General features: G+C 67.6%; 10 protein-coding genes and 1 pseudogene. 7 read left to right on the forward strand and 4 right to left on the reverse strand.

The genetic code is table 11. The annotated features are described in order from the left end of the window. The first annotated feature begins 5 nt into the window (after positions 1 to 5). The 5 genes from JOY88_RS21130 to JOY88_RS21150 all read left to right on the forward strand — a co-directional run bounded on the left by JOY88_RS21130 (position 6) and on the right by JOY88_RS21150 (position 4,295). Positions 6 to 668 (forward strand): thiol:disulfide interchange protein DsbA/DsbL, encoded by a 663-nt coding sequence (locus JOY88_RS21130; protein WP_293504625.1) that lies wholly within the window; start codon positions 6 to 8, stop codon positions 666 to 668. Further along, a complete protein-coding gene (locus JOY88_RS21135) occupies positions 665 to 1,324 on the forward strand; it encodes a thiol:disulfide interchange protein DsbA/DsbL (protein WP_293504626.1) in 660 nt (219 codons plus the stop codon). Before JOY88_RS21130 ends, JOY88_RS21135 begins: the two co-directional genes overlap by 4 nt. 111 nt (positions 1,325 to 1,435) lie before the next feature. Beyond that, positions 1,436 to 2,011, forward strand: a complete 576-nt coding sequence (lptA, locus tag JOY88_RS21140; protein ID WP_293504627.1) for a lipopolysaccharide transport periplasmic protein LptA — start codon at positions 1,436 to 1,438, stop codon at positions 2,009 to 2,011. Then, positions 2,011 to 2,784, forward strand: coding sequence for an LPS export ABC transporter ATP-binding protein (lptB, locus tag JOY88_RS21145; protein ID WP_293504628.1), 774 nt, complete (start codon positions 2,011 to 2,013; stop codon positions 2,782 to 2,784). The genes lptA and lptB overlap by 1 nt, the downstream gene beginning before the upstream one ends. Before the next feature lie 17 nt (positions 2,785 to 2,801). Beyond that, positions 2,802 to 4,295 carry an RNA polymerase factor sigma-54 gene (locus JOY88_RS21150; protein WP_293504629.1) on the forward strand — a complete coding sequence of 498 codons (1,494 nt, stop codon included), beginning with the start codon at positions 2,802 to 2,804 and terminating at the stop codon, positions 4,293 to 4,295. 131 nt (positions 4,296 to 4,426) lie between these two features. Here the strand turns inward: JOY88_RS21150 and JOY88_RS21155 are convergent, their stop codons facing one another. Continuing rightward, positions 4,427 to 7,339: a TonB-dependent receptor domain-containing protein gene (locus tag JOY88_RS21155; protein WP_293504630.1), complete on the reverse strand. Its 2,913-nt coding sequence runs from the start codon at positions 7,337 to 7,339 to the stop codon at positions 4,427 to 4,429. Between the two features lie 345 nt (positions 7,340 to 7,684). Between JOY88_RS21155 and JOY88_RS21160 the strand changes: the two genes are divergently transcribed. Next, a complete protein-coding gene (locus JOY88_RS21160) occupies positions 7,685 to 8,926 on the forward strand; it encodes an NAD(P)/FAD-dependent oxidoreductase (RefSeq protein WP_293504631.1) in 1,242 nt (413 codons plus the stop codon). 4 nt (positions 8,927 to 8,930) lie between these two features. On the opposite strand, the gene JOY88_RS21165 is transcribed toward JOY88_RS21160, so the two are convergent. The 3 genes and pseudogenes from JOY88_RS21165 to JOY88_RS21175 all read right to left on the reverse strand — a co-directional run bounded on the left by JOY88_RS21165 (position 8,931) and on the right by JOY88_RS21175 (position 10,100). Then, positions 8,931 to 9,437, reverse strand: a complete 507-nt coding sequence (locus JOY88_RS21165) for a 2-hydroxychromene-2-carboxylate isomerase (RefSeq protein WP_293504632.1) — start codon at positions 9,435 to 9,437, stop codon at positions 8,931 to 8,933. Beyond that, positions 9,415 to 9,585 (reverse strand): annotated as a pseudogene (locus tag JOY88_RS21170) (DsbA family protein); the annotation flags it as partial. The gene JOY88_RS21165 and the pseudogene JOY88_RS21170, both read right to left, overlap by 23 nt. 350 nt (positions 9,586 to 9,935) lie before the next feature. After that, the gene (locus JOY88_RS21175; protein WP_293504635.1) at positions 9,936 to 10,100 is read right to left on the reverse strand and encodes a hypothetical protein; all 165 of its coding nucleotides are present in this window, start codon (positions 10,098 to 10,100) and stop codon (positions 9,936 to 9,938) included. A gap of 132 nt (positions 10,101 to 10,232) precedes the next feature. On the opposite strand from JOY88_RS21175, the gene JOY88_RS21180 reads away from it, so the two are divergent. Beyond that, a complete protein-coding gene (locus tag JOY88_RS21180; RefSeq protein WP_293504633.1) occupies positions 10,233 to 10,781 on the forward strand; it encodes a Fic/DOC family N-terminal domain-containing protein in 549 nt (182 codons plus the stop codon). Positions 10,782 to 10,887 lie beyond the last annotated feature (106 nt).

Consider the following 10,887-nt stretch of genomic DNA (forward strand, 5'->3'; position numbering starts at 1 on the left):
ACCCCATGAAGCGCCGCGACTTCTCCACCCTGCTCGCCACCACGCCGCTCGCGGCTGCCACCGGAACGGCCCTGGCCCAGGGCGGCCCCGTCGAGGGCCGCCACTACCTGGTCCTCAACCCGCCGCTGGCGTCGACGCCGGGCAAGATCGAGGTGGTCGAGTTCTTCTGGTACGGCTGCCCGCATTGCTATGCCTTCGAGCCGGCCATCGAGGCCTGGACCAAGCAGTTGCCGGCCGACGTGGCCTTCCGCAAGGTGCATGTGGCCTTCCGCGCCAACGTCAAGATCCACCAGCGCATGTTCTATGCGCTCGAGGCCCTGGGCAAGGAAGCCACGACCCGCCAGGCCATCTTCAACGCCATGCACCAGCAGGGTCTGGCCCTGGACGACGCGAAGAGCCAGGCCAAGTTCCTCGGCCCCCTTGGCGTCGACCCCGTCAAGTACCAGGAGGCCTTCAACTCCTTCGGCGTGGTCACCAAATGCCAGCAGGCCGAGAAGCTGTCCGAGGCCTACCGCATTGACGGCGTGCCCTGCATCGGCATCGGCGGCCGCTTCCTGACCTCGCCCGGCCAGGCCGCCGGCGGCCAGCGCCTGCCAGAGCAGGAGCTGGGCCAGAAGGCGCTGCAGATCACCGACTTCCTGATCCAGCGCGTGCGCAGCAAGGCATGAGGCGCCGCGACGCGGCCACGGCGCTGCTCGCCGCCGGCCTCGGCCCCGCGGCCCTGGCGCAAGGCGGGCCCGTCGAGGGCAAGCATTACGCACGCCTGGGTCAAGTCCTGCCCGGTGCGCCGGGCAGGATCGAGGTGGTCGAGTTCTTCTTCTACAAGTGCCCGCACTGCGATGCCTTCGACCCGCAACTGCAGACCTGGGCACACCAACTACCGGCCGACGTGAGCCTGCGCCGCGTGCCGGTGGGCCAGCAGGTCATGCTGAAGCTGCACCAGCGCATGTTCTACGCGCTGGAGGCCATGGGCGCGCTGACCCCGGCCGTGCACGCGGGCATCTTCAATGCCTTCCACCGCGGCGGCGTGCAGGCCAATGACGAGGCGGCCGTCGGCGCCCTCGTCGGCCGCCTGGGCGTGGACATGGCCAAGTTCAGGGCGGCCTTCAATGCCTTCGGCGTGCAGACCAAGATGGCCCAGGGCCAGAAGCTCGCCGAGGCCGCCGGCATCGACACCGTGCCCGCCCTCGTCGTGGCGGGCCGCTGGCGCACGGGCCCCGGCATGGGCGCCTCGTCCAGCCAGAGCGAGGCCGCGCAAGGCCAGCAGGCGCTGGCCGTGGCGGACTTCCTCATCCGGCAGGCACGCGCCGGAAGAACGACCTGAGACCATCTGAGGCCCCTGCCGCGACGGAAAGCCCGGCGACGCCGGCAGGCCCCTAGAATGGCTTGCAACTTCCGTGCCGCCATGCATCGCCTGCTCATCCCGCTCGCTCTCATGCTCGCCTTCCCTGCCGCCCAGGCGGAGAAGGCCGACCGGCTGAAGCCCTTCATCTTCTCGTCCGAGAAGACAGGCCTGGTGGACGCCGTCAACCAGCGCACCGAGCTGCTGGGCAACGTCGTCATCACCAAGGGCAGCCTGCTGGTGCGCGCCGAGAAGGTGGACGTGCGCGAGACCCGCGATGGCTACCACCAGGCCTTCGCCACTGGCACGGCCGACCAGCCGGTCAGCTTCCGCCAGGCACGCGACATCCCGGGCGAATCCATAGATGGCGTGGCCAACCAGCTCGAGTACGACACCCACACCGAAACCGTGCGCTTCATCGGCAACGCCACCGTGCGCCGCCTGCGCGGCACCACCGTTGCCGAGGAGGTAACGGGCGCGGTCATCGTCTACAACAGCCGCACCGAGGTCTTCACGCTGGAGGGCGGCAGCGCCTCGCCCAACCCCAACGGCCGCACCCGCATCGTCATGATGCCGCGCGCGCAGCCGGGCGACGAGGCCGCATCCGCGCCGACGGCGCCACTGCCGCTGAAGCCGTCCATGACACTGCAGCCGGGCAAGCCTTCGTGATGGCCGGCGCGCCCGCCACGCCGCAGGCCTGCGGCAGCCGGCTCGAAGCCGAGGGCCTCGCCAAGACCTATGGCGTGCGCAAGGTCGTCAAGGACGTGCACGTGCGCGTCGACTGCGGCGAGGTGGTGGGCCTGCTGGGCCCCAACGGTGCCGGAAAGACGACCAGCTTCTACATGATCGTGGGCCTGGTGCGTTCGGACGCCGGCATCATCCGCATCGACGGCGCCGAGGTGCAGCGCCTGCCCATCCATCTGCGCGCGCGCCTGGGCCTGTCCTACCTGCCGCAGGAAGCCTCCATCTTCCGCAAGCTGACCGTCGAGCAAAACATCCGTGCCGTGCTGGAGCTCCAGCAGGACGAGCGCGGCAAGGCGCTGTCCAAGGCGCGCATCGACGAGCTGCTGAACGGCCTGCTGCACGACCTCTCCATCGAGGGCCTGCGCGACAGCCCCGCGCCGGCGCTGTCGGGCGGCGAGCGCCGGCGCGTCGAGATCGCCCGGGCGCTGGCCACGCAGCCGCGCTTCATCCTGCTGGACGAGCCCTTCGCCGGCGTCGACCCCATCGCTGTGCTGGAGATCCAGCGCATCATCAGCTTCCTGAAGGCACGCGGCATCGGCGTGCTGATCACGGACCACAACGTGCGCGAGACGCTGGGCATCTGCGACCGCGCCTACATCATCAGCGAGGGCGCCGTGCTCGCCGAAGGCACGCCCGACGAGATCGTGGCCAATGCCGACGTGCGCAAGGTCTACCTCGGCGAACATTTCCGCATGTAGGCCTGAAGGGCGGCGCGATGAAACAGACGCTCCAGGTCCGCCTGAGTCAGCACCTCGCGCTGACGCCGCAGCTGCAACAGTCCATCCGCCTGCTGCAACTCTCCACGCTGGAGCTGCACCAGGAAGTCGAGCAGATGCTGGCCAGCAACCCGCTGCTTGAAACGGAGGAGGAGTTCACCGTCAGCGCGCCCGAGCTGGCGGCGAATGCGCCGGCCGAGGCCGGCGGCAACGACGTGGCCACCGACGGCGGCGAGGCCGAGGCGCCGGAGCTGAGCGGCGAGGACTTCGGGCTGCCCGAGCGCGAGGACTGGGAGAACGGCACCGAGCGCGACGACTTCGACGGCATCCGCGAGCTGCCGTCCAGCAGCGGCAGCAGCAACGGCGAGGACGACGCCGAACGCGAGGGCCAGGAGTCCGCCGAGACGACGCTGACCGCGCATCTCGCCCAGCAGCTCGCCGGCCACTACCTGTCGGCCGAGGACCGCGCCGTCATACAAGTCCTCATCGAGTCGCTGAACGAGGACGGCTATCTCGAAGACACGCTGGAGGAGATTGCCACGGCGCTGGCCGAGGACGAGGAAGACCGCGAGGAACTGCTGGACCGGCTGCGCATCGCGCAGCGCCTGCTGCAGAGCCTGGAGCCCGCCGGCATCGCCGCGTGCGACCTGTCGGAATGCCTGGTGCTGCAGCTGCGCGCGCAGCCCCGCAGCCCGGCCCAGGCCATCGCCGTCCTGATCTGCAAGAGTCATCTGGACCTGCTGGCCAGACGCGACATGCGTCGGCTGATGATGGAGACCGGCGCCGACGAGGCGCTGCTGCGCGAGGCCCAGGGGCTGATCACGCAGCTGGAGCCCAAACCCGGCCGCCGCTTCGCGCAGGGCGCGGCCGCGGCCATCGTGCCGGATGTCATCGTGCGCAAGGTGGGGCGCGAGTTCCGCGTGATGCTCAACCCCGAGGTGGCGCCCAAGCTGCGCATCAACGAGCTCTACGCCAACGCGCTGCGCGCCACGCGCGGCGGCATCAGCAACTCGCCGCTGGGTGGCCAGCTGCAGGAGGCGCGCTGGTTCATCAAGAACATCCAGCAGCGCTTCGACACCATCCTGCGCGTCAGCCAGGCCATCGTGGAACGCCAGCGCGGCTTCTTCACGCATGGCGAGCTGGCCATGAAGCCGCTGGTGCTGCGCGAGATCGCCGACGAGCTGAGCCTGCACGAGTCCACCATCTCGCGCGTGACCACGGCCAAGTACATGGCCACCAACTGGGGCACATTCGAGCTGAAGTACTTCTTCGGCTCGGGCCTCTCCACCGAGGCCGGCGGCGAGGCGTCCAGCACGGCGGTGCGTGCGCTGATCAAGCAGTTCGTCGCCGCCGAGGACCAGAAGAAGCCGCTGTCCGACAGCGCGCTGGCAGCGATGCTGGAGGAACAGGGCATCCAGTGCGCCAGGCGTACGGTGGCCAAGTATCGCGAGGCGATGAAGATCGCGCCGGCGAACCTGCGCAAGGCGCTCTAGGCATCACGGCCGCTCGCCCAACGCAAGAGGCCCGTCTCCACGCGGATGGCCCGCGCGGCCCCAACGAAAGCGGGCCCCGAAGGGCCCGCGCGGGATCGACCGGCCCCGAGGGGCCGGCCAGACCGGCCTTCTTAGAAGGTGGCCTGGACTGTCGCGGTGTAGCGACGGCCGATGACGTCATACACGCTCGGGAACGTGTTGCCGTAGTTGGACGAACCCGGGCCGATGCCCGTACCGATCAGCGGCGGCTGCTTGTCGAACAAGTTGTTCACGGTCAGCGACAGCTTCAGGTTCTTCAGCACTTGCCAGGAGCCGTTCAGATCGAAGTAGTCGAAGGCCTTGATGCTCTCGTTGACGGGCAGGAAGTTGCCGGCATTGTTGGCTGCGGCACCCGTGGTCTGCACCGAGGCGGCGCCGATGTGACGCCACGACAGGCCCAGCGCATAGTCGCCCAGCGACCACGACGCGCGCGCGTTGAAGCGCGTCTTGGAGTAGGGCGTACCCACGTCCACGCCGTAATAGCCGGCCTGCTCCAGTGTCGGCACGGTGGGCAGCGCCTTGAAGTCAGCCCGCTTCAGGAAGCTGGCCATCAGGTTGAAGTCCACGCGGCCGGCGTTGGGCAGGCCCAGAGCCTTCAGCGGCAGGCGGTAGTTCGCGCCCAGGTCGATGCCCGAGTAGTTGTAGTAGCCCAGGTTGGACGACTGGGTGCTGACGCCCTTGCTGCCCGTGCCGTTCAGGCCGCCGTTCAGCGGGTCGCGCTGGATCAGCTGGCAGAAGGCGTTGTAGGTGAAGCCGGGGTTCTGCGCCGGGTTGTAGCAGCCGTTCATGACCTGCGAGGCAGTCGGGCTGGACACGGCACCATTGACCTCGATCTTCCAGAAGTCCAGCGTCAGCGACAGGTTGTCGACGAACACCGGCTCCCAGACGGCGCCCACCGTCGTGGTGTCGGCCTTCTCGGGGCCCAGGTTGGGGTTGCCACCGCCGGTGTTGTTGATCTGGCTGGACGACGGCGCCGACACGTTGCCGATCTGCGCGGTGGGCACGCCGGTCTGCTGGCAGACGTTGGTCAGCGTGCCAGCCTTGCCGGCGTCGGCCGCGTTGATCAGGTTGCCCTGGCACTGGTCGGTCGACTGCGAAGACAGGCCCGTGGTGACAGGCGCATACAACTCGTTCACGTTCGGTGCACGGGTCGCGCGCTGCAACTCGCCGCGGAACTTCAGGCCCTTGATGGGCGCATAGATCAAGCCCTTCTTCCAGCTGCCATAACGCTGCGTGCCGCCGATGGAGGTGAACTCGGTCTGGCGATAGCCATAGCTGGCGTCCAGCGTATGGACCAGGAACTTGTTCTGCACCAGGGGCATGTTGGCCTCGGTGTAGATTTCCTTGAACTTCAGCGTACCGCTGCGGTCGGGCGTCGGGGAGCCGGAGCCCAGCAGTTCGCCCTGGGTCTGCACGACGGCGTCGGATGCGTTGCCGCCGAAGACCTTGCGATCTTCATAGCCGACGGCCAGGCCCAGCGGGTTGTTGGCCCAGGGGCTCTTGGCGACGCCGATCTCGCCGGCGGCGGACGCAGCCATGACGGTCTGGTCCACGCGGGTGGTCTGGAAGGTCGGCGTGGCGACGAATGCCAGCATCTGGGGCGTGATGCTGCCCGCGGCGCCGAACAGGTTGATGGGCACGCAGCCGCCGGTCGCCACGGTACAGGCAGTGGTGCTGACGGCGCGGACCGCCTGCTGCAGCTTGGTGGCCGAGAAGCCGTTGCCGGTGCGCTGGATCTGGTCCGCGCGGCCGCTCTGGTAGTAGGCGTCGTAGCTCCAGCCCTGCAGCAGCGGAATGTCGCCACGCAGGCCGGCGGTGTACTGGGTCGTCGTGTTGTCGTAGCTGTAGATCCGGGGGCCGGCTTCGACGAAGCGGCGCGCGATGTTCGCGCGGAACTCGGTCGTGTTGCCCACCACGCAGTTGGCGGCCGTGATGCCGTAGGCCGCGCACAGCTGATTGCGCACCGGCTGCGTGATGTAGGGGTTGCCGATGGGAATGTTCAGCGCCACGCCGAAGGTACCCGAGGGCGCCAGGTTCAGCGTCACGTTGGAGCGCGTGTGGAAGACTTCCGCGTAGGCCTCGGCGTAGTCGTTGATCTGGAAGCGGCCCAACGCGGTGGCCTGGGTACGCGTCAGCGGCGTCTCGAAGTAGTTGGGCGGATTGGTGTTGTAGCCGTCCGGCGGCGCCGTACCGACAGCGGCCCGCAGCAAGCCGCTCGACCCGTCGATCGTGCGATCGCCGGCGATCGGCGACGGCATGCCGGACCAGATGGCCGGCACAGCAGTACCCGAGAAGCCGCCGGGATTGCCAGTTCTGGACGAGATGACCACCGGCGAGTAGTCGCGCTGACCCAGGGTCAGCGGGGTGGTACGCGTCGTGCCCACATGCACCACAACGTTGCCGCGGCCGTCGGCCAGGTTGGCGCCGATGGTCAGGTCGTTCTTGTAGCGCTGGCCGTCACCCTTCTCGGAGACGCTGTACAGCGACGTGGCGTCGATGCCCGAGAAATTGCGCTTGGTCACGAAGTTCACGACACCGGACACGGCGTCGGCGCCATACACGGCGGAGGCACCGCCGGTGACCAGGTCCACGCGATCCAGCAGCGACACGGGGATGGTGTTGGTGTCGACGACACCGCCCAGCGTGGCCGGCACGATGCGGCGGCCGTTGATCAGCACCAGGGTCCGGTTGGAGCCCAGGCCGCGCAGGTCGATCGATGCCGTGCCGTTGGACCCGTTGTTCATGTTCGGGCCGATGGCGGGGTAGGACGAGGGCAGGCCGCGCACCAGTTCTTCAACCGCGACCGGCTGCTTGATGGTGATGTCTTCCTTGCCCACCGACGTGATCGGGCTGCTGGACTCCGCACCGACCGACTTGATGCGGGAACCGGTGATTTCAATGCGCTCGAGCTTTTCAGTCGAAGCTTCTTGGGCCATGGCCGAGACAGCGCCCAGCGTGCCGATCATCGCCAGCGCGGCGGCGCTTCGGATGTTTCGTTTAAACATAACTACTCCTTCGTGAGGAAGTTCTCAACGCGTGTTGCGGGTGATTTGGAAACGCGAACCCCTCGCGGAGAAACGCTTTTTCGCGGCGCGAGTCTGTCGATTGCCGGCTGAGCGGCCGATCCGGGTAGGCCCCAATAGACTGCGAAACTGGCCGTTCCGCGCGCTTTACACAACAGAAACCTAGGGCAATTACTGTCCCTGCAAGGGGTGACTGAAGGCACTGGCGTTGTCATGCGACCACAGATAGCCGACTCTCACACGAGGGCCTGGCAGGCATGTGGGGTGGTATTAACCCCTCGCCACGACTTCTAGAATGGCCAATCCCATCGAAATCCCCCCATCGAATTGACTGCTGAGACACAGGGAGGCGGCCGGGCCGCCGGGCTGGACTGCGAGGTTCTGATCGTCGGCGCCGGCCCCGCCGGCAGCGCTTGTGCCCGGTGGCTGGCTCGCGCCGGCCTGGTCGTCCGGCAGATCGACCAACACCCCGCCGGCCGCGACAAGACCTGCGGCGATGGCCTCATCCCCGATGCGCACAAGGCCCTGGCCCGCCTCGGGCTGCTGGATGAGGTGATGCGCCTGGCCCAGCCGGTGAGCCATGTCGGCTGCATCGGCCCGCGCGGTGGACGCATCGACGTCCCCGGCTCGCTGGCCGTGCTGCCGCGGCGCGAGCTGGACGCGCTGCTGCTGCGTGCCGCCCAGCAGGCGGGCGCGCTGTTCGAGCAGGCTCGCTTCGAAGCACCGCTGGAGCAGGACGGCCGCGTCGTCGGTGCACGGATCAGGCGGGGCGAGGACGTCGTCGAGGTGCGGGCGCGCTGGGTCGTGCTGGCCACCGGCGCGGTGCCCAAGGCGCTGACGGCCGCCGGCATGTGCGAGCGCCACACACCCAGTGGCGTGGCGTTGCGCGGCTATGTGAAGGCGCCGCAGATGGTGGGACGGATCAAGGCACTGGAGGTCGTCTGGGACCAGTCGGTGCGCCCCGGCTATGGCTGGATCTTCCCGGCGCCGGACGGTCACTTCAACATCGGCGTCGGCGTGACCGATTCGCACCGGGACCTGGGCGGCAAGGGTCGCAAGAAGGACGTCAACCTGCGCGCGATCTTCGACGCCTTCGTTGCCAAGTACGCGCCGGCCGCCGAGCTGATGCGCGTAGGCGAGCTGGTCGGGGAACTCAAAGGAGCCCCTCTGCGCTGCACACTGAACGGCGCGAAGTGGACTCGGCCCGGCCTGCTCGTCACCGGCGAGGCCGCGGGCAGCACCTACTCCTTCACCGGCGAAGGCATAGGCAAGGCGCTGGAGACCGGCATGCTCGCGGCCGAGGCCATCCTGGCCCATCGCCATGACGACGAAGGCGACGCCGCAACCCGCTCCGCCTACGAGGCTGGCCTGACAGCCCTCAAGCCCAAGTTCGACCTCTACGAACGCGCCAACCGCGTCAACGCCCACCCCTGGCTGGCCGACCTGCTGATCTGGCGCGCCAAGAAGAGCCCACGGCTGCTGGCGCGCATGAGCGGCGTGCTCAACGAGACCAGCAACCCGGGCAATCTGGTCAGCCTGAAGGGCATCTCCAGGTTGTTCTTCGACTGACGCCTTAGTTCAAGCCTTTGAAGGGGCCGCGCGCCAGCCAGCTGTCGATCTGGGCCTGGCGGTCGTTGCCCCAGAAGGGCTCGCCATCGACGATGAAGTGGGGAGTGCCGAACACGCCTGCGGCGACGGCAGCCTCGTTGGCGGCCTTGAGGCGGACCTTCCAGGCCGGATCGCTCCAGGCAGCCTCGGCCGCGTCGGCGTCGATGCCGGACTCTTCCAGCAGCCCCTTCAGCGCGGCCTCATCGCTGAGCACGACACTGCGTGTGAAATAGGCACGAAGGGCAGCATGCGCCCAGTCGACGGCGCGCGCCGGATCCTGGGCGTGCAGCCACCAGAACACGCGAGCGGCATTCTGCGTCGCGATGGGGAAGACCTCGGGCTGGCGATAGGGCAGGCCGGCGAAGCGGGCGGAGCGCTCGAAGTCGCGCAGCGTGTAGTCGCGCTTGACGGGGTGGGCGATGGGCGACTCCAGCTGCGCCGCCTGAAGCGGTGGCGCCCAAGAGGATTGCATGCCATTGGACGCGCCGGCCGTGGCGGGCTGCGACGGCCTCGATCCATTCCGAGGCGATATAGGCGTAAGGCGACGAGAAGTCGAAATAGAACTGCACCGGCGCGCGCTGCAACGCGGCGTTATCGGCAAGAAAGCGGTCGTCGATCATGTCACGACCTTAGCCGCGCCGGGCACGCACCGCAGCGGTGCTTACGCCGAGTGCAAGCGGACCGCAAGACCGCGACGCCACGACCTTGGTGGGGATCGGAAGCCTGGGCCAGGGCTTGGCGCCGAGGTCGCGACGGGAGGGGCGAAACGCTCACCCCCTCCACACCCGGATGAGCGGGCAGCACGACAGCGCGGGGCGATCAGCAGGGCGAGCCCACCCACGGCGGTGGCCGTGTCCGAGCAGGTGGCAGTCCGCGATTCAGCACGGATGGGGCACACCGGTGAAGTGTGTCTTGGCAGTGTGAGCCAGGCCCTCGTCGCCGAACAGGAAGCCGGGCATGCCTATTCCAGTCAACCCTGCAAAATCCATCCGCCGCCCACAGCCAGCGCGTGAGGCCGCTCGAAGCGGCGGCTGGTGACTTGCGCCCACGGCAGCCGCGAGGCGAGCACCACCAGCGGGTGCTTGGGGTCCACCATCGCGTCGAGTCGGGCGCGGAAAAAATCCGGTGTGCTCAAGGTGCAAATCCCCCAGCAATCGGCTCCACCGACAACGATTCCTGGGAGATCTGGCGGACCGGACTTACCCTCGAACTCCGGCATTCATGCGGGTCGCAGCCAAATTGCAGGGCCGACTAGATACTCACTTTCATGAGGGCCGCTCAGGGCGAAGTCCTCGATCCGGCCAGATCGACTGCGTCGACCGTGAATATGTCGACCATCATTGAAAGATTCGACATATCCGATCATCATGTCGATCGGACGGACAAATTCTTGAGATGTGTTGATTTATTGACCTTCTATCGACAGATGCCCTTCGACCCAGCCCAGCCGTACAACGACCTGCCACCGCTCCCGCCGTCGGTCGACCTGGAATCCCGGGCCGTCTTGAAGGCATGCATCTCGGCACGGGCAGCCGTTGCTGAACTCAAGGCCGCGGGGCAACTCATCCCAAACCAAGGGGTGCTGATCAACACCATCCCACTGCTGGAAGCCCAGGCCAGCAGCGAGATCGAGAACATCGTGACCACAACGGACCAGATGTTCCTGTTCGACGGTGTGAACGAAGGCGAGGCCGATCCGGCCACCAAGGAGGCTCTGCGCTACCGGACTGCACTGTGGGAGGGTTTCCAGGCGCTGCGAACCCGGCCTCTGTCTACCTGCGTATTTCAGCGATCGTGGACGCCCATTTCAGGCTGATCGTGGACGGCAAAACTGGGCTTGCCGTGGCGGCGCCGGGGAGGCGCGCAGGAACTGGTTTGAATGTAGCTGAATCGTCCACGATGAGCCTGAAACGGCCTCTCGT

The organism is Roseateles sp. (assembly GCF_019237615.1).
Taxonomy (GTDB): domain Bacteria; phylum Pseudomonadota; class Gammaproteobacteria; order Burkholderiales; family Burkholderiaceae_C; genus Pelomonas.

Bases quoted from the DNA above. Each gene is read 5' to 3' on its own strand.
- JOY88_RS21130 (WP_293504625.1), top strand. From the start codon at position 6: ATGAAGCGCCGCGACTTCTCCACCCTGCTCGCCACCACGCCGCTCGCG.
- JOY88_RS21135 (WP_293504626.1), top strand. From the start codon at position 665: ATGAGGCGCCGCGACGCGGCCACGGCGCTGCTCGCCGCCGGCCTCGGC.
- lptA (WP_293504627.1), top strand. From the start codon at position 1,436: ATGCTCGCCTTCCCTGCCGCCCAGGCGGAGAAGGCCGACCGGCTGAAG.
- lptB (WP_293504628.1), top strand. From the start codon at position 2,011: ATGGCCGGCGCGCCCGCCACGCCGCAGGCCTGCGGCAGCCGGCTCGAA.
- JOY88_RS21150 (WP_293504629.1), top strand. From the start codon at position 2,802: ATGAAACAGACGCTCCAGGTCCGCCTGAGTCAGCACCTCGCGCTGACG.
- JOY88_RS21155 (WP_293504630.1), bottom strand. From the start codon at position 7,339: ATGTTTAAACGAAACATCCGAAGCGCCGCCGCGCTGGCGATGATCGGC.
- JOY88_RS21165 (WP_293504632.1), bottom strand. From the start codon at position 9,437: ATGCAATCCTCTTGGGCGCCACCGCTTCAGGCGGCGCAGCTGGAGTCG.
- JOY88_RS21180 (WP_293504633.1), top strand. From the start codon at position 10,233: ATGAGGGCCGCTCAGGGCGAAGTCCTCGATCCGGCCAGATCGACTGCG.